This window comes from Anabaena sp. FACHB-595 (assembly GCF_048568275.1).
Lineage (GTDB): Bacteria > Cyanobacteriota > Cyanobacteriia > Cyanobacteriales > Nostocaceae > Trichormus.
Genome location: NZ_CP183473.1, coordinates 1,468,701 through 1,485,434, shown reverse-complemented (window position 1 = coordinate 1,485,434; position 16,734 = coordinate 1,468,701). Strand labels below are relative to the sequence as shown.

Here is a 16,734-nt window from a genome sequence, read left to right as displayed (position 1 = left end):
TGCTTAAAAAGTAAATACTAACACACTTAAAAATATTAATATTACGAGAATTTACTAGCGAATATTACTAATAAAATAGAGGCTAAATGTTTACTGGTAAAGAATCACCCGGATGTATTCTAATAATTTGACAGGGTGATAAAGCTTTACAAAAACTTAAGTATATTTATCAACCCGATAAACAAGATTCCAGCGTTAAAAATAAGTTAGCCATTTTGCGATTCTTTTTTAGCTAAATTATTTACCCATGACAACAACGCTCTTTAAAACTCTAGGCGCTGCTACAACCCTCGCTGGAATTATTGCTACTGCTGGATCTGCTAGTGCAGCCTCACTCAGCTACACCACTTCTACAAATTTTCAGACTACAGATATCGTAGATTCCATTATTGGGGTACAAAAGTTTAACTCTTCTCTTGGTACTCTGCAAAAAGTAACCCTCAATTTTGTTGGTGAGTTAAGTGGAAATGCAGAGTTTGAAAATAGAAACAGCCGCGCTTCTACAATAGAAGTAACGCTAAATGCTAACCTCTCTTTATCACAACCGGATCTTGAACCACAAACTCCGTTGTTGCTTAATCCAGAAAATGTTTATACTTACCAAGTTGCACCCTATGACGGTGTAACGGATTTTGATGGGGCTTCAGGTAGGAGAATCAATACTCTAGCTGCGACAAAATCTACAACCTCAGTCTTTACTGATACCCAGTTTTTGCAAAACTTTACTGGTACTGGTAATATCGACTTTCTATTCTCAGCTGTTGCTAATTCAATTGTTCGCGGCTCTGGTAACATCACCAGTGGTATAGACACTTTAGCCAAAGCTAGTATCACAGTCACCTACGACTACGAAGAAGCACAAACAGTACCTGAGTCCTCTGCTGTACTAGGACTTGGTTTAATTGCTGGTCTTGGTTTATGGTCGCAACGCAAACAAAACTGGCTTAAAACATCAGGTTCATAGATATTTCGGCGCAGGTTAAAGTTAGTTAGCAACATAACTTGTGCAAGAAATTACCACTACCTCATAATTTTGATAATTGGAAAAACCCAGTTTGGCTAATCTGGGTTTTTTTATTAGCTATGATTGTCGAGGTTAGATTATCATTTGGAGAATGTATGTCGGCTCGGCGCAAATATAATTTTATTATTCCTATTGGTATAACTATCTCTTTATTGCTTACTGGTTGTTTTGAAGATAAAACCACCCAATGTCAGCGACTCATTCAGGTAGTAAATGCGGGAAATTCCCTGATTGAGCAAAACAAAGGACAACAAGTCATTACAAGCTTACAACTATCAAAGGATTTAGAAGCCATTACAACCTCTTTAGCAGAACTTAATTTCACAGATCCAAATCTGAAGGAATTTCAAACTGGTTTCATCAAAGTGTTCCAAAATATTAGTCAGGCGATCGCCACAGCAGGTAAGGCGCTTGGTGCAGCCAAATTAGCGGAAGAATCACCCACAGGTAAAGAAAAACTAAAAAAGGCTAGGACGGAAATTGATACGGCTCTTACTAAAGTAGCAAATACTACTGGCAAAGAAGCGGATACTTTAGTTAAGGAACTAAATAAATACTGCAATCAGCCTGAGTAGGTAATTGATCAAACCGCTTACTTTTATTAAATTACCCTTTTAGTTGTGGTAAATCCTGAATTATCTGGAAAATTCAGGAATCTTACGCCAGCAGATTGTAATTAATCTGGAAGCTAAAAAAGAGAAGTAGTTAGACAGTATTTTTACTTTGTTTTTTAGTATTTCTTACTACAGTTATTGATAATCCTTTTATGAGAATAGCTTTACCACCAATAATTTTATCGCTATACTGTGGCTTGTCAGGATTCATCTATGTTATTCACACAAAAACAAATATAAACTAAGAAATTGAGGTTCTGTGATTAGTTTATATTCTCCTTCATCTGGGAAATATTATGTGTTTTATAGGTGTATAAAAATACACGATTTTTTAGCAAATACAATTCAGCCTAATTATACCTTTTGAGAGCAAACAGCTATGAAAGAAGAATTATTAGCCAGAGTGTTGCAAGTCTTGAGTATAAATATGCGTTGGATGACTTGGAATTTATTTTTGGCTTTTATACCTTTGCTCTTGAGTGTTTGGCTGTTCCGCACCAGAAGCGGACGCTCTTGGCTATGGTGGCTAGGATTTTTAGTTTTCTATGCTTTTTTACCTAACGCACCTTATTTATTAACTGATGTAATTCATTTAATACACGACATTCGCACCATTGAATCGGTATGGATGATTACCTTAGTGCTAATTCCTGTTTATTTGCTGGTGATCCTAGCAGGATTTGAAGCTTACGTTATCTCTTTAATCAATTTAGGTTATTATTTACACCGCATTGATAAAAGCGAATGGATTTTAAAGGTTGAATTAATCACTCATGCTTTGTGTGCGATCGGCATTTATTGGGGTAGATTTCTGCGATTTAATAGCTGGGATTTTATTACTCAACCAGATGCTGTATTGACTAGGGGTATAGAAGAACTTTTAGGAAAGCAGCCTTTGATTATTATTATTGCTAGTTTTGTGATCCTGTTAGTTTTGTACTTAATCATGAAACGAGTATCCTTAGGTTTTGTGATGCAGCGAAATAATCCGATAGGGAGCAGATCAAGGGGTACTGAATACTAATATTGACGATTAACTATTCATCATTAGGTGAGTCATGGTCGATAGTGACTGTTGACATAAAGTCATCTGACTTGCCACCCTTAAGAGCATCGAAAGTTCCTTTAATTGTGCCGGCAATAGGAACAGCAACTAGTGTTCCTAATAAACCTGCTATTTCATATCCCATCAAAATTGCTACAAAAATCCAGATTGGGTTAAGTCCAATAAAATTACCCAGTAACCTGGGGCTTAAGAGATTGTCTTTGATCTGCTGCATGATAATTGCGGCGATCGCCACTTGCACTGCTAACCACCAGTTTTGCAAAAGTACCAAAATTGTTACTAACCCAATACCTAAAGTTGCGCCAATAAAAGGAATCAGTTGAGAAATTCCAATGAGTATGGCAAATAATAAAGCAAAGGGTACTTTGAGAATCAGGAAAATGGGGGTAAGGGCGACAATCATGAATAACCCCAGCAACAACTGGCTGAGGAAGAAATTTTGAAAGTTTAGCTGCAAAGATTTGGTTAGGGGGAATCTGATTTTCGATGGTAGTAAATTAATCAAACCATACCAGACGCGATCGCCATATATCAGCATATAAAATGCCAGCACTACCACTAATATAAAGTTGAGTAATCCTGAGAGCAACGTTCCAGCTAATCCCACCGCACCAGAAGCAAGTTGCTGCACTACACTTTGAATACTAGCGTTTATTTGATTACTCAAAACCCGCAAATCAAGGGGTAAACGTCGCTGCTTGGCAAATCTCTCAAAATGCTCTAAGTTTGCTTGACTAGCTGTTAACCAATCAGGGATCTTATTTAATAGTTGGACTGTTTGGTCAATCAGCATCGGCACTAAAGTAACTGTCAAAATGCCGAATAAAGTTAAGGTAACCAGCAGAACTATAACAACAGCTTGAGTGCGGGTAATTCTAGCGCGTTCAAAAAATTTTACTAAATAATTTAGTAAGAAAGCTAAAATCGCCGCCAGACTCAGGATTGTCAAAGGATTTTGAAAATAGCGAAAAAGTACGGACAATAGCCAGACATTCAGAGCGATCACCGGGCCGCTCAGACCATAAATGAGTAAACTTTGAAGGGATGAAGAACGGCGCATTGATGCAATCGATTTCCGCTACTCTGGGGAAGAATTTATGTAGTATGTATGATGCTCGTTTAAATACTGGAAATACTTATATGCTGTGGCAATTACCTATGAGCTATAAGAATTTGATTAGGGAAGACCAAAAAATAAATCATCCGAAATTGACGGTTTGGTAGGGTGCGTCAGTATGAATAATTTATGAATATAGCTAGGTCATATCGCACTGACGCACCTTACATTTTGAATGATTTTTAATCTAGAAGCCCCTTATTGTTGGAGTGGGCATTTCTCACCATACCTGTATTTTAGATTTATTCATGTATTATATATTACCCATTTTTAAGATAAACAAGTATATCGTCAGAATTGCCCGAACTTCAATAGGTGGTATTGTCAGTGATCATCATGATAGATAGTCTTAACAAGCAAGTGTGCCGATCTATCAGATAACAAGGAACTAAATCATTATGGATAGAACCATAGCTGACCTCCGCAAGGATTATACCCTAGAGGGTTTGAGTGAAATCGAGGTTGATCCTAATCCTTTCATACAATTTAAAAAGTGGTTTGAGCAGGCTTTAGCAGCTCAACTTCCAGAACCCAACGCTATGACGATCGCTACAAGTACACCAGATGGTCAACCTTCCGCGAGAATGGTATTGCTCAAAGACTTTGATGAACAGGGTTTTGTTTTTTTCACCAACTATAACAGTCGCAAAGGTCAAGAACTAGCGGAAAATCCCCAAGCAGCTTTGGTTTTTTGGTGGGCAGAATTAGAACGCCAAGTCAGAATTTCAGGTAGGGTAGAGAAGGTTTCAGAAAGTGAATCAGACTACTACTTCTACAGTCGTCCTGCTAATAGCCGACTGGGTGCATGGGTATCGAATCAAAGCGAAATCATCGCTAGCCGAGAAGTTTTAGAGCAAAGAATGCAGGAATTTCAACATAAATATGAAAATCAGGAGATTCCTAGACCTGCCCACTGGGGGGGGTTACGAGTGATCCCCTCAGAGATAGAGTTTTGGCAAGGACGCTCTAGTCGCCTACACGATCGCCTGCTTTATACTCTTTTAAATGATCACAGTTGGGAAATTCACCGATTATCTCCTTAATATAGTTCCGAATGCTGAGTAGAATACCACCAAGAATCTGAGATGCTAACTACTCAACACTCATCACTATTCTGCTACGGCGGATTTAGTAGCTAATTGTAGTTTGGGGTCTGGCATAAATGTATACCTGAGGTAAAATCCACCCCAAACAAACAGAACAATTAATAAAGCACCAATACCCAAAGGACTGGGTAGCCAAAAGACTACTTCTATATGGTTGAGTTCACCGGGTTGCAATCGCCACACTAGCTGTCCGCTTTGCTTTTCTGGTGGTACGGCAGTTTCTGTTCTTTGAATGCTTTTGGCTCCCCAAGGTGTTTTTAAGGCAAATTTTAAATCAAGGATGGAACCAGTATCTGTTAAAACATTACCTTTATTGGCGATTAAAGAGAGCGATCGCAAATCTAGGTCATAAATTAATTGATTTCTAACTACCAAAAGAAAGTTATTTTGCGTCAATAACAAATTAGACTCTACCTTAGGAAATTCTGAATTTTCTGTGCCTGCTTCAGTGTCATTTGTTTGATGGGCGCGGGAATTAAAAAATTCGTTGAATTTTGTTTGTAATTCTTGACCATTACTAAAAGGAATCGTCACAATTACTTCTTCTGGAGAAATGCGTTTGGCATTGCCTTCTAGTTTCCGGGCGCGCCGTTCTATGCTGGTTAACCATTCGTATACATAATCACCGCTAAAACTAGTCAGCCTATCTGCCAATTTGATATGCTGTACCAGTTGACCATGATTAGAATTATCAAAATTGACACCTACATCGTACTGCACACAGCCAGTCAATAGCAGTGATGTTAACAGTACTAATAAAAAAATGGGTTTGCGAAGTTTGTTTTTAGCAGTTAAGTTTGACAGAAAAAACTTAACCTGTTTGATGATTTTTCTGAAACTTTTACCAAAATTACCATAACTCATTAATATAGTTCTCCTCAAAATTTACTGCGCTATGGGTGTCAGTTGTAATTAGTTAACCTTCAACAGTCAACAATCAACAGTCATCTTTTTTTACCCCCTCCTAAAAACCCAGCCAAACCAAATATGAAATAGTTAAACCAATCACAATTAAAGCAAGCCAAATGAAGCGATTATCTTTGGTATTGACTTGAGAAAGATCAACAAATTCGACTTCAGCAGGTGCTTTTTTTTCTGTAGGTTTACGTGGCTTGGCCATAACACGAGTTTTGGCTTCATTGTCAGACAGTGCGCCCAAATCAGGAATTTCTGTCATCCAATTACTGGGTCTTTTCAATCTTGGCGCTTGCAGGATATAAAGCAAACGTCGGGCTTGTTGGCTAGTTTCGGAGTGGGGATGACGACGAAGTTGCTGACAAAGGGCGATCGCATCTTCTGTACGTCCAGCCGCTTCATAGGCTGTAACTAACCAAATTTCTACCTCACCCCCAAGGCGGGAGTTACGCGCGACTAAGGCGCTGGCTTTTTCGAGATTTTCTACCGCTTCTCGATATTGCCCATTTTCAAAAGCAAATTTACCCGCTTGATATCGAGTTTTAGCCAGTTCTAAACTTTCTGTACTCACTTTTGCCCACCGATCAGCACTAACTGGAAAATAGGGAGTGGGGGGTGGGGGGGGGAAGATTAGCCCCTATTACCCAGTACCCATTACCCATACCCTTATAAATTAACTATACTGAGAACCGAGAATCATTGTCCCAATACCCACATCAGTAAAAATTTCCAGTAGTAAGGCGTGGGGAATACGACCGTCTATGATGTGTGCGGCTCTGACTCCTTGAGCGAGCGATCGCACACAACAAGTAACCTTGGGGATCATCCCACCGCTAACAACACCACTATTAATTAATTCGCGGGCTTCCCGAATATCTACTTTGGGAATCAATGTTCCAGGGTCTTGATAATCTTTTAAAATACCTCTGGTATCCGTTAATAAAATCAGTTTTTCCGCCCCTAAGGCGGCAGCAATTTCACCAGCCACAGTATCGGCGTTAATATTATAAGCCTGTCCTGAGTCATCGGCGGCAACGCTGGAAACAACGGGAATATAGCCGTTACTGGCTAAAGTTTCCAAAATTTTGATGTTAACGTTACTTACTTCCCCGACAAAACCAATGCCCTCTTGACCTTGGGGACGGGCAGTAATTAAGTTACCATCTTTACCACAAAGCCCTACTGCCAAGCCGCCAGCTTGGTTAATTAGAGAGACAATTTCTTTATTAACTCGACCTACCAATACCATTTCCACCACATCCATTGTGGGAGCATCAGTGACTCGTAGACCGTTTTTAAACTGTGCTTCGATTCCCAGCTTATCTAACCAACTGTTAATTTCCGGGCCGCCACCATGTACCAAGATTGGCCGCAACCCAACGCAGGATAGAAAGACAATATCGCGGATAACTTGGTCTTTGAGGTGGCTATCTTTCATAGCCGCACCACCATATTTAACAACAACGGTGCGACCGGCAAATTGTTGAATATAAGGTAGTGCTTCGCTTAGTACCTGCACACGAGTAGCTTCAGCTTGCCTGATATACTCAATATCGTTGACCATCATTGAGGAGCCGTGGAAACTTATATATTTATCCAGTCAGTATAATTCCTAATTGTTGCTTTCATTGCGAATTACGAATTATGAATTACTAATAGGACTTACGCATGAAAACGAAAGATCAAGGGTTTGGAGAAGGGTATAGGGGTATAGGGGTGTAGGGGTATAAATGTTTGAAACCCTTACACCCCTACACCCTTACACCCAGCCTCAACAGAAAATCTGGGTGCGTAAGTCCTAACTAATTAGAGGCAGTTTGTTTCAAGACGCTGGGAATTGCCTGCATAACTTTATTGGCAATTTGTTCTGGTGTTTCTTCTGCATTGACACAGATGCGTAAATCTGCTTGCGAATAAAGCGGTGTGCGTTGTTCCAGGAGCGATCGCAATTTGCCTTTTGGGTCATCATCCTGTAAAAGTGGTCTTGTTGTATCTGCCGCTAAACGTGCATAGAGTATATCTACTGGCACATCTAGCCACAAAATTAAACCGTGGTGTAGGTAACTCCAATTTTCTCGCCGCAACACAATGCCGCCACCTGTCGCTACAGTCAACTTAGTATAGGAACAAACCTGGGCTAACACATCGCTTTCTATCTGGCGAAATCCGGCTTCCCCTGCTTCGGCAAATATCTCATTGATAGATTTTTTAGTAGCTTGGGCAATCACATTATCAGTATCTAAAAAGCCATAACCCAATTCTTTGGCGAGTAAATGTCCTACTGTAGTCTTACCAGCGCCCATCATGCCGATTAAGTATAGGTTAACTCCCTGCAATAAACTACTCACTCTTGTTTAATTCTCCGTTATCAGAATCTGCTGTGTTGATTGAAAATAACCCCAGTAGGATGGGTGATGCTCAAGAAACCATAATACAATCAGCCTTGCCCATCACTATATAAGTTTATCTAATATCTGCTTTAGGGTAGGTGCAAAAACTAGCGATCGCCAGGTAATATAATCAGGTCGTTTTTAAGTCTCTTGACCTTAATTGGTTGAAAAAGCCGTTAACAATTTGTAAGTAGAACAACTTGAAAAAAGCAACCCATGTTAAGTAATGTTAAAAAACTAACATTGAGTTCGTAGTCAGGGCTTTATTCCTTTTTTGTTCGCGGAGCGTCTCGCAGAGAGAACTAAAGTTCTCACTACAAAGCTTTAATTATTTACCCTGTTCTACTTAGTAGTAAGTTATCGGTTTCTGGTACATAAGTTACTTGATGTAAATTTTTAACTTTTAGAAAGTATCTTGTTTCCAGCCTCAGCATTTTTTCCCAGATTTTGCAGACCCATTAAATAAATAAACCCTCACATAGCAATCTCATTTGATTCGTGATCTTGGCCTGTGCCTGCACATAACAATTCAGTAACCTTGGGGCTGAAGTAGAGTTATCAATGCCTAAAATCCTGTGACACTAGTTTATGTAACTGAGGGAACACAATACACTACCTTCTTGAGAACGGGAAAAGTTTACAGGTGTAGTGCTTCCTCTAGATATATTTCAAGAATAACAAAGGAGTTCTCTAACAATACTGCTAAAACTGTGATTAAGAATATTCATAATTTCTGCTGGAATAAAATCATGCGAATACTCATTCCTTGAGAATTATTTTTACTTGTGTCAAAGGCTTCTCTTTATTGGATACCAATATATATGTATAATTTTTTTGGCTATAAACTGTTTGTAATCGCTATAAATTCATCGATTTATTGAGACTAACTGTTGTTATCACTATTAGATGTGTATTCAATGTAACTTAGAAAATTTGTTGATAATTATTCTATACAGCCAAAATAAATTGCAGGTAAATTTATAACTATTTTAATAACTTTAATCTGGTGACTTCGTAGTAATGTATTAAGTATGGTTAGGTTTAAAGGAAATTTAATAAAGCTTCTTTGAAACTTTAATCAGACAAATTCAGTCAATATAAACAAGCCTGACTTTATCCTTGACGGAGCCACTTCATTTGGACATAATACGGTGTTTTATACAGCACATGAACTATATTTTTACCTTTAGATTTAACTAGCTTTAATCAATATTTTTAAAGACAAAGGTGTAAAAAATGACGACACTACTGTTAAAACAGCATCAAACAGCTTTACTAAAATTGACACTTTAAGTATAAAAAATACTGCATATTCTCAGGTCGCTAGCTCAAATTAATTAATGTGGTGTGTAATGAGGCATCAACCATGACTCGAATTCGTGATGTTGTGCAACAAGCTTTAACAACAGGTTATCTAACAGTTGAAGCAGAAAATCAGCTACGTTACTTACTGACTACTCATTATGATTCAGAAGATTTAAACGCGTTTATGAGTTTGCAGGAAGCTGCTATGAACGGAAAAGTCAAGCAGGAGTCTCGTGAACGATGTGGTGTTAAGTAAAGGTAGGTGGTTTCCCCTATTTGATCAAACTGGCGTGTGTAGGGGAGAATTACATCTGTGACTCAAAATTGGCTATACGTCTCGCTACAGTCAATAAAACTTAGCACTTAGCGCTTTCATTCATCATCATCAAAACCCCAATCCTCCTCATCATCGTTGGCTACCTCTTTATTTGGTGGCTGATATGGAGGAATAATAACTCGGTAATCAGCATCATAAACAGATTCGCTCTTACCTGCTGCGGTGTTTTTTGGTTCTCGGTAACTGTAGGAATATGTAGAACCTGACTGAGAGCCGCTTTTAGGTTTTTGTGGGCGCTCATAAGTTGAGGAATCTGGAAATGACTCAGCTTGAGAATTGTTAGTTGGTGTATTCCCTGGCTTTTCTTCAAAATCCCAGTCATCATCTGCACCGTTACTTTCCCAATCGTCAAACTCATCACGAGCAGCGTAGTTAGTTTTATTTGGTGGTGCTTGGTTAGATGGGGGAGGTGTAAATTCTTCTTTGCGATTCGCTGTACTACGGTTAGAGGTAGTGGTTGATTTAGGGGTAACTTGACGTGGTTGCCCCCGAAAATAATTAGATAATTTAAATAAGCTAGTTATTAATAAAGATGTGCCAGCACCAGCAGCTGTACTAAATAGTATCCACAGAGCCAATGGTAACGGCTGGCTTCGCATCCCCAAAAACACCAGAGGTAAAACTGGCGACCAATTCTGTACTAACAAAAGTGTTAGTCCACCTAGTACTGTTACTAATAAAGTTAAGCGAATTACAGCCATATAAATAATTCGTAATACCCTACGGGTGAATCCTACGGATACGCTTCATGTAGCTTGCGAGTGCGTGGTAGCGTACCAAAGGAAAGCAAGCTACGTAATTTGTTATAGCCTGCGGCGAGGCTTCGCCTACGTAGTTTTCAATTTTTACTCTTAAACCCATGATAAAGCTTAGACAAAGGGCAGATGCTGTATGGAAAATAGGAAAGGGGAAAGAAACCGTTGTTCTTTCTTGTTTGACATCCATAACTGTAAAGAAATAACACCTGAATTAATTACGAATTTCGTTGGCGTTAACCTAGCCGCAGGCTGTTAGTAATTACGAATTATGCTTACCGCCCTCCCATCGCTTTAGAGGTACGCAATCGATATCGAGTTGGTCTAAAGTACGAGCAACGACAAAATCAACTAAGTCCTCAATAGTTTGTGGGTTGTGATACCAAGCAGGGATGGCGGGGACAATTCGGACTCCAGTTTCAGCTAAGGTGGTTAAGTTTCGTAGGTGTATTAAGCTGAAGGGCGTTTCTCTGGGAACAATAACTAGCTTACGTCCTTCCTTGAGATGCACATCCGCAGCCCGTTCTAGTAAGTCAGAACTCAAACCACCCGCTAGCTTGGCTACTGTACTCATACTACAAGGAATCACAATCATTCCCAAAGTGCGAAAGGAACCACTGGCGATATTGGCTCCTACATCGCTCCAAGGATGGCAACGCAGTTTGCCAGAGAGAGCAACTCCGGCTTGTTCTCGCCAGAATTGCTCTTGTTGTTTTGGTTCTGATGGCATCCGAGTTTCCTGTTCTGCTTGCCAAACCATGTAAGTTGATTTAGAGGCAACTAATTCAATTTCATAGTCGGCTGTGAGCAGATATTTAAGGGCGCGGACGGCGTAAATCAGTCCAGATGCTCCTGATACGCCGATAATCAGAGGTTTGTTATGTTGTGACACCAGATACTTAACAAAATTTATTCTTCATCTGCATAAGAGTCTAAATCATCTGATTCCATGTCGTTTGGTAGGTAAATATCGGAAATATCACCATTGACATTACCGACACCTAAATTTTTAACTAAGCCATCACTACCAACAGTGACTAAATCGATTTGCTGGCGATAGTAATCGACGCTCTTGACTTGTACGGAAACCCGATCGCCTAATCTATAAGAAGCGCGATTTTTTCTGCCAAATAGTGCCTGTTGTCTGGCGCGGTATTCATACCAGTCATCTTTGAGAGAACTGACGTGTACTAACCCTTCCACCCGCAAAGGTACACCCGGATTAGTTGCAGCTTCGGCGGCTGGAACTTCGATTTCTACAAAGAAACCGTAGGATTGTACGCCAGTAATCACACCTTGGAAGACTTGACCAATGCGCTGTTTCATCAGTTGGGCTTTTTGCAGTCCAGCTAAATCGGCTTCGGCTTCTTGGACTTCTTTTTCCCTGTCGTTGATTTGGATAATCACCCTAGTTAAGTCGCTTTGCATTTCCTGCTGCAACTCTGGGGCTAACACGTTCCAGTTAATCTCGGAGTGGCTGGAGGAGTGGCGCAGGTTGACTCGTTCTTTGACTCTGGTGTTACGGCGATCACGCCCATGTTCTAGTAGCTGATAATACACCCTCTGCATCAGCAAGTCTGGGTAACGGCGTAGAGGGGCTGTAAAGTGGGTGTATTGTAGTAGTGCCAAACCAAAGTGAGAGGCTTTGGTAGTACTGTACACCGCAGGCTTGAGGGTATCTTGCAGGAGATAAGTTAACACCTGCTCTGAGGGAGACTCAGCAAAAGCCCTGGTTAACTGTTGATAATCTAAGGGTTCGATATCTACTTCTGGTTCTAGTGCTAGTTCTACCCCTAAATTAATCGCCAGTTTCAGCATTTCTTGGACATCTTCCGAATCTGGTGTGCCTTGAGTGCGCCAGATAGCGGGGATACCTAAAGCACTCAAATGGGTAGCAATTAATTCATTAACTAGTAACACTAATTCCATCAACAGCGATCGCACTGGGGAATCATTCACTAGTACAGCCCCTAAACTGCCCTCATCATAATAAGGGTTTTGATTCGACGGCAGATTTAACTGTAAGCTACCGCGAGCCAGACGCGATTCCTTGATGGCTTGCCCAATAGTGGTTAAGTTTTGTAGCCGTTCTATAATCTGTGGCGAGTCTTTTTTAGTAGCTGCACCTTGGAGAATTGCTTCTGCTTGCTGTTTACTGACGTTGTTATCTACGTTAATGACACTGGGTTGAATTTCCCATTCCAAAACTTCTCCTAATTGGGAAGAAATCGTAATTAAAAAAGACAGTGCCAGGCGATCGCTCCCAGTCACAAACGAAGCGCGATCGGCTACAGTATCGGGTAGCATGGATAATACCAAGTCTCCCAAATACACCGACCGACCCCGTTTGATTGCTTCCCTATCTAAAGGTTCATCTGGTTGGACGTAGTGAGATACATCAGCAATATGAAAACCTAATTGCCAATTGCCAGCTATTGTTTTTTCTAAACTAATGGCATTTTCTATTACCTTAGTGTCGCTATTGATGCCAGTAATAGTAAAGGTAAATAGATTGCGTAAATCTAGTTTATTTTTTAGGTCTGCTTTGAGTAGCCTTTTGGGTAACTTAGCGGCTGCATCTAATATTGACTCAGGGAAATTACGTGATAAATCATGTTTACAGGTAACTAAATCTATATCAGCCGCCGCCTCCGCATCGCTGCCCAGAATTTGGACTACACGACCCACTGGCGGATATTGGGCTAGAGGATAACGCAGGACTTCGACGTGGGCGAGGTGATCAATTGCCTCTTCTAGCTTGAGTTTGTTGGCTTGAATTTTCAACTCAAACAGCAGTCGGTCATCCAGAGGGACAGCACGAAAACCGCCTTCTACTTGTTTAATCCGTGCCAGTAAAGTGTGATTGGAACGTTCCAAAATCAGCTTAACTTCTCCTTCAGGAGAACGGCGACGACTGCCTTCTTTGAGAACACGTACCAACACGCGATCGCCATTCCAAGCATTACTCAGATGACTTTCACGAATATAAATATCCTCAGCCCCTTCCACATCTTGAATGGCAAAGCAAAAGCCTTTACTAGAACAACGTAGCTTTGCTTCGATCATCCCTTCTTCGGAAATGCGGCGATACTTCCCGCGTTCTTTTGCCAAAACCCCAATTCTCTCCAGCACTTCCAAGGCGATGTGGAGTTTTTCTAAACTGTCTTCGTCCTCGCATCCCAGTTTCTTTTCCAAAACTTTGCGAGCCACCAATTTATCATCGGTGAAATTGGCAAGGAGTGTAGCGATTGAAAATTCCATGCAGTGAACCGACCTTTGGTCAAAACATCATTTTTGCTTGAATTTGGTTCTTTGCCGTATACCCTCACGGCTTACGGATACTAGCTGGACACGAATTACCCCCAAGTTGAGTTCCCGAAATTCCCACAAAGGAAATTAACCCAACCGAAAGGTAAGCTGCTTCTTCATAAGTCGCTCCGCGTAGGTTACTTCTTTGCAGGAGTAAACTTCTGAAGAACTTCTCACTGCACGACAAACTCAGAGTTAGCTTGTGCTTATGTTCCTTCATCTAACCAAACTGAGAGACTACGCCTGATTTACATTTTGCCCCATCAGGTAATTACGCGGTTGGTTTTGAGAGGCTGGTTTTAAGATTTACTCTCTACGCTGACCAAAAGCGCTATGTAGGGGAAAATACAGGTGTTTGATTGTCTAGCTTGAAGGTACTTTTACGCCATGATACTCTGATTTTTACTAGGAGAAACTGCTGAATCACCCAATTTGCCCATATGTAGAATCGGTAACAATTAGGTAGCAGCTTAATAAGCAATGAGGGCGAACCTTATCTCCATTATTGTAGATTTAGAGCGCACTTCCAGAAAATAGTTCTGGATATTGAATTGGGTAAACAGTATAGCATTAATAGCCAAGTCACTTAGAATTAGTGAGTAGAAACGAAAAATCGACTCTACACTAAGCTATTGTAATAATTCGTAATTTGTGGTTACATTTTTTGCTCTTGGTTAAGACAACGGATATTTTTACCCACATAAGAGGTAAGTGGATGTAAATTAAAATATATCCAGAGAGAAACCTTAAAGGAAAAAGTTAGTCACATTTACCAAGATTTCTCATCCCACAAAAGTTTGTTGATAACTTCGGTAGGATCAAAAATCTCAAAAGTGTAACCAGTGGCTGGGGTAAACAGGTAGCATCGACCCCATTATTCAATAGATTTAGATTTGGTGGCAGTATTATGTTGGCTCAATTCCAGAGCTTGTACCCCAACGGCAGTTTAATTTCTGAATTAGTCCAAATTTTTCAGGGAAAATATATCGTTCGGGCAAGCGTCCAAATTGAAGGTATCACTCGCGCAACTGGTATGGCAGCAGCAGAAACTGTGGAAGCCGCCGAAGACCAAGCAAGAAATAGAGCGCTGACCGTTTTGGGGATCACAGATACACCACAGGCATCAATAGCGCCTTCCCCAAAACTCATATCTCAGGTACAGGCCAATCCTATCTCTCATGAGTCTACTTATACCTCGATTCAAAATGAGGATTTTGGCAAAAATAGTTGGTCAGTTACCAACAATAATGATCAAAGCAAAGATGCACTGAATAATACCTCAGTTAAAACAGCAACATCCAACGGTAGTAAAACTGAGAAACCACTTCCAGATTTCAACCAGAAATTACCAGATATTAACTACTACGAACCAGAACTGGAACCGCCAATTGAAGACCTATCTCCATTGACGGCACAACAGCCAGAAATTCCTACCATAACAGAAGTAGTTAATAGTAATGTCACCCCATTCACGCCCCGAAGCTACAGTCCGCAAGAGAACGTAACCAGCATATCAGGCGGCACAGGGAAGAAAAAGAAAAAAGCCGAGCCTGTAGATTTATCAGATGTAATTGCTAAAACTGATGTCGAATTGCAGCGCTTGGGTTGGACACCAGAGCAAGGAAGAGAATATTTAATCAAAACCTACGGAAAGCGGGGACGTACGTTGTTAACAGAAGACGAATTACACAGCTTCCTCAAACACCTAGAATCTCAACCAGACCCAATTGCAGGGTTTTAATCTTTTGTTAGTGGTTAGTTGTCAGTTGTCAGTTGTCAGTGGGGTTCGTATGCTGTAAGGTCGTTATGCCAATGGCCTTCAGCCCAGAAACCTGTCTCAGGGGTTGGTTCCATAAGAGGGTTATTAAACCAACGTGAGTTTTATAAATTCGGAATAACCCCTCTCCATAGCTTGCTACTCTACGAGAACGCCTTACGGCGAACCCGCAGGGTACCTCTCCCCGACGCGGGGAGAGGCTTAAAAACCTGGTTCTTTGGTACTCAGTTATGGGTTTTGAGCAGCCTTCCCTTGTAGGGAAGGGGTTGGGGTTAGGTTCCGTCTAACTCACGTTAAACCACATGAAACACAACTGACTATTGACTACTGACCAACCATCGCCACTGGACGACTACCAGCAGCGTGACGGTCAATTACTTGGTCAATTAAGCCGTAATCTTTGGCTTCATCTGGTGACATGAAAAAGTCACGTTCAGTATCTTCGGCAATGCGCTCAATGGGTTGACCAGTGTGTTCGGCTAAGTAATCATTTAACCGCCGCTTGTGGTAAAGGATTTCTCGCGCCTGAATTTCAATATCAGTTGCTTGACCTTGAGCGCCGCCTAGAGGTTGGTGAATCATAATCCGCGAATGGGGTAGACTCATGCGCTTACCTTTAGCCCCAGCACTAAGGAGAAAAGCACCCATACTTGCCGCCAATCCTGTACAGATGGTACAAACATCAGGGCGGATGTGCTTCATGGTGTCAAAAATTCCCATACCAGCAGTTACCGAACCACCAGGAGAATTTATATACAAATAAATATCTTTCTCTGGGTCTTCCGCATCTAGAAACAGTAACTGAGCAACAATTAAGTTAGCCAAGTTGCTGTCAACCTGTTGACCCAAAAAGACAATCCGCTCACGTAATAGCCGTGAGTAAATATCAAAGGCGCGTTCGCCTCGACCTGATTGTTCAATAACGATAGGAATAGTCATGCAGCGTGCTTGTAGCTAATTTACATCCATCTTATCAATTGGGTATTGGGTATTGGGTATTGGGTATTGGGTATTGGGAA

15 protein-coding genes are annotated in these 16,734 nt (G+C 40.7%); 6 read left to right on the top strand and 9 right to left on the bottom strand.

Features of this window, described 5'->3' with window-relative positions:
* Window positions 1-247: 247 nt before the first annotated feature.
* The 3 genes from ACN222_RS06220 (at window position 248) to ACN222_RS06210 (ending at window position 2,662) form a co-directional block, all read left to right on the top strand.
* The gene (locus ACN222_RS06220) at window positions 248-964 is read left to right on the top strand and encodes a choice-of-anchor E domain-containing protein (protein ID WP_010995425.1); all 717 of its coding nucleotides are present in this window, start codon (window positions 248-250) and stop codon (window positions 962-964) included.
* Between the two features lie 155 nt (window positions 965-1,119).
* Entirely contained in the window at window positions 1,120-1,599 is a 480-nt protein-coding gene (locus tag ACN222_RS06215; RefSeq protein WP_096637252.1) for a hypothetical protein, read from the top strand.
* Between the two features lie 418 nt (window positions 1,600-2,017).
* Window positions 2,018-2,662 carry a DUF1361 domain-containing protein gene (locus tag ACN222_RS06210; protein ID WP_010995423.1) on the top strand — a complete coding sequence of 215 codons (645 nt, stop codon included), beginning with the start codon at window positions 2,018-2,020 and terminating at the stop codon, window positions 2,660-2,662.
* Window positions 2,663-2,675: 13 nt separating this feature from the next.
* Here the strand turns inward: ACN222_RS06210 and ACN222_RS06205 are convergent, their stop codons facing one another.
* Window positions 2,676-3,764, bottom strand: a complete 1,089-nt coding sequence (locus ACN222_RS06205) for an AI-2E family transporter (protein WP_010995422.1) — start codon at window positions 3,762-3,764, stop codon at window positions 2,676-2,678.
* Window positions 3,765-4,219: 455 nt separating this feature from the next.
* Here ACN222_RS06205 and pdxH point away from each other — a divergent pair, with 455 nt between their 5' ends.
* A complete protein-coding gene (gene pdxH / locus ACN222_RS06200; RefSeq protein WP_010995420.1) occupies window positions 4,220-4,864 on the top strand; it encodes a pyridoxamine 5'-phosphate oxidase in 645 nt (214 codons plus the stop codon).
* Window positions 4,865-4,930: 66 nt separating this feature from the next.
* Here pdxH and ACN222_RS06195 read toward each other — a convergent pair whose 3' ends face one another.
* The 4 genes from ACN222_RS06195 to ACN222_RS06180 all read right to left on the bottom strand — a co-directional run bounded on the left by ACN222_RS06195 (window position 4,931) and on the right by ACN222_RS06180 (window position 8,190).
* Entirely contained in the window at window positions 4,931-5,791 is an 861-nt protein-coding gene (locus ACN222_RS06195) for a DUF3153 domain-containing protein (RefSeq protein ID WP_010995419.1), read from the bottom strand.
* 100 nt (window positions 5,792-5,891) lie between these two features.
* A complete protein-coding gene (locus ACN222_RS06190) occupies window positions 5,892-6,413 on the bottom strand; it encodes a tetratricopeptide repeat protein (RefSeq protein WP_010995418.1) in 522 nt (173 codons plus the stop codon).
* A 102-nt stretch (window positions 6,414-6,515) separates the two neighbouring features.
* Entirely contained in the window at window positions 6,516-7,409 is an 894-nt protein-coding gene (argB, locus tag ACN222_RS06185; RefSeq protein ID WP_010995417.1) for an acetylglutamate kinase, read from the bottom strand.
* A gap of 235 nt (window positions 7,410-7,644) precedes the next feature.
* The gene (locus tag ACN222_RS06180; RefSeq protein ID WP_010995416.1) at window positions 7,645-8,190 is read right to left on the bottom strand and encodes a shikimate kinase; all 546 of its coding nucleotides are present in this window, start codon (window positions 8,188-8,190) and stop codon (window positions 7,645-7,647) included.
* A 1,408-nt stretch (window positions 8,191-9,598) separates the two neighbouring features.
* Here ACN222_RS06180 and ACN222_RS06175 point away from each other — a divergent pair.
* Entirely contained in the window at window positions 9,599-9,793 is a 195-nt protein-coding gene (locus ACN222_RS06175; protein ID WP_011317426.1) for a hypothetical protein, read from the top strand.
* Between the two features lie 116 nt (window positions 9,794-9,909).
* Here ACN222_RS06175 and ACN222_RS06170 read toward each other — a convergent pair whose 3' ends face one another.
* The 3 genes from ACN222_RS06170 to ACN222_RS06160 all read right to left on the bottom strand — a co-directional run bounded on the left by ACN222_RS06170 (window position 9,910) and on the right by ACN222_RS06160 (window position 13,890).
* The gene (locus ACN222_RS06170; protein WP_010995414.1) at window positions 9,910-10,575 is read right to left on the bottom strand and encodes a hypothetical protein; all 666 of its coding nucleotides are present in this window, start codon (window positions 10,573-10,575) and stop codon (window positions 9,910-9,912) included.
* Between the two features lie 316 nt (window positions 10,576-10,891).
* A complete protein-coding gene (locus ACN222_RS06165) occupies window positions 10,892-11,521 on the bottom strand; it encodes a flavin prenyltransferase UbiX (protein ID WP_010995413.1) in 630 nt (209 codons plus the stop codon).
* A gap of 17 nt (window positions 11,522-11,538) precedes the next feature.
* Window positions 11,539-13,890 (bottom strand): ribonuclease R family protein, encoded by a 2,352-nt coding sequence (locus ACN222_RS06160; protein WP_096637251.1) that lies wholly within the window; start codon window positions 13,888-13,890, stop codon window positions 11,539-11,541.
* A gap of 955 nt (window positions 13,891-14,845) precedes the next feature.
* On the opposite strand from ACN222_RS06160, the gene ACN222_RS06155 reads away from it, so the two are divergent.
* Window positions 14,846-15,679, top strand: a complete 834-nt coding sequence (locus ACN222_RS06155) for a hypothetical protein (RefSeq protein ID WP_010995411.1) — start codon at window positions 14,846-14,848, stop codon at window positions 15,677-15,679.
* A 360-nt stretch (window positions 15,680-16,039) separates the two neighbouring features.
* Here the strand turns inward: ACN222_RS06155 and clpP are convergent, their stop codons facing one another.
* On the bottom strand, window positions 16,040-16,654 hold the full coding sequence (clpP, locus tag ACN222_RS06150; protein WP_010995410.1) for an ATP-dependent Clp endopeptidase proteolytic subunit ClpP: 615 nt from the start codon (window positions 16,652-16,654) through the stop codon (window positions 16,040-16,042).
* Window positions 16,655-16,734 lie beyond the last annotated feature (80 nt).

Bases quoted from the DNA above. Each gene is read 5' to 3' on its own strand.
- ACN222_RS06170 (WP_010995414.1), bottom strand. From the start codon at position 10,575: ATGGCTGTAATTCGCTTAACTTTATTAGTAACAGTACTAGGTGGACTA.
- argB (WP_010995417.1), bottom strand. From the start codon at position 7,409: ATGATGGTCAACGATATTGAGTATATCAGGCAAGCTGAAGCTACTCGT.
- ACN222_RS06220 (WP_010995425.1), top strand. From the start codon at position 248: ATGACAACAACGCTCTTTAAAACTCTAGGCGCTGCTACAACCCTCGCT.
- ACN222_RS06155 (WP_010995411.1), top strand. From the start codon at position 14,846: ATGTTGGCTCAATTCCAGAGCTTGTACCCCAACGGCAGTTTAATTTCT.
- clpP (WP_010995410.1), bottom strand. From the start codon at position 16,654: ATGACTATTCCTATCGTTATTGAACAATCAGGTCGAGGCGAACGCGCC.
- ACN222_RS06210 (WP_010995423.1), top strand. From the start codon at position 2,018: ATGAAAGAAGAATTATTAGCCAGAGTGTTGCAAGTCTTGAGTATAAAT.
- ACN222_RS06215 (WP_096637252.1), top strand. From the start codon at position 1,120: ATGTCGGCTCGGCGCAAATATAATTTTATTATTCCTATTGGTATAACT.
- ACN222_RS06195 (WP_010995419.1), bottom strand. From the start codon at position 5,791: ATGAGTTATGGTAATTTTGGTAAAAGTTTCAGAAAAATCATCAAACAG.
- pdxH (WP_010995420.1), top strand. From the start codon at position 4,220: ATGGATAGAACCATAGCTGACCTCCGCAAGGATTATACCCTAGAGGGT.
- ACN222_RS06205 (WP_010995422.1), bottom strand. From the start codon at position 3,764: ATGCGCCGTTCTTCATCCCTTCAAAGTTTACTCATTTATGGTCTGAGC.
- ACN222_RS06175 (WP_011317426.1), top strand. From the start codon at position 9,599: ATGACTCGAATTCGTGATGTTGTGCAACAAGCTTTAACAACAGGTTAT.
- ACN222_RS06160 (WP_096637251.1), bottom strand. From the start codon at position 13,890: ATGGAATTTTCAATCGCTACACTCCTTGCCAATTTCACCGATGATAAA.